The following is a 773-nucleotide window of genomic DNA, read 5'->3' as shown; positions in this document are numbered from 1 at the left end:
CTTAAGTTATGCTGCTCTCTCGTAGTACAATTGCTCAAATCGTACCGGCGACATATATCCGAGGGTACTGTTAGATCGCTTTCGGTTGTAGAAGAACTCGAGGTAGCGGTATAGCTTTTGCTGTGCTTCTTCTTTGGTTCTGAACTTTGGTTTGCTGTAAATAAACTCACGCTTTAAGATGCTATGAAATGCCTCGATGCAGGCGTTGTCATAACAGTTACCTTTACGACTCATACTTGGCTCCATACCGAGTCGCTCCAGCTGCTCACGATAATCTTTGGAGGCATACTGGGAACCCCGATCAGAGTGGTGGATTAGGCCTTTCTTCGGTTTTTTCGCAGCGTAAGCTTGGTTCAGTGCATCCAGCACGAGGTCAGTCGTCATTCTGTCGCTTAACTTCCATCCAACGATTTGTTTTGTGTATAGGTCCAAGATGCTAGCGAGATAGAGCTTTCCTTGGCGGCACGGTATGTAGGTGATGTCGGCAACCCATTTCTCATTTGGTTTCGTCGCAGTGAAGTCTTGTTGCAGGATGTTCGGAGCGATTGGCATGTCATGATTGGAGTCTGTTGTAACAACCCTGAACTTACGCGCCATACACGAGCGAAGTCCGTTTTCGCGCATGATGAAACCAACCGTACGCTCCGATACAGTCCAACCTTCATTCACGAGTTCTTTGCGTATTCTCGGACTTCCGTAGGTTTCATCCGAGTCGAAGAAGTGCCATTTAATGCGCTCAGTAAGTTTCTCCCTACGTTTGTCTGTCTCAGATG

At 47.2% G+C, this 773-nt stretch carries 1 protein-coding gene; it reads right to left on the bottom strand.

All coding sequences use genetic code 11. The features are described from left to right. Nucleotides 1-6: 6 nt before the first annotated feature. The coding region (locus ACXX53_RS23035; protein WP_458571020.1) for an IS3 family transposase at nt 7-773 on the bottom strand (767 nt) is incomplete at its 5' end.

Source organism: Paenibacillus marinisediminis, from assembly GCF_054343325.1.
The sequence above is the reverse complement of the archived record's forward strand: the minus strand, read 5'-3'. Positions and strand labels throughout refer to the sequence as shown.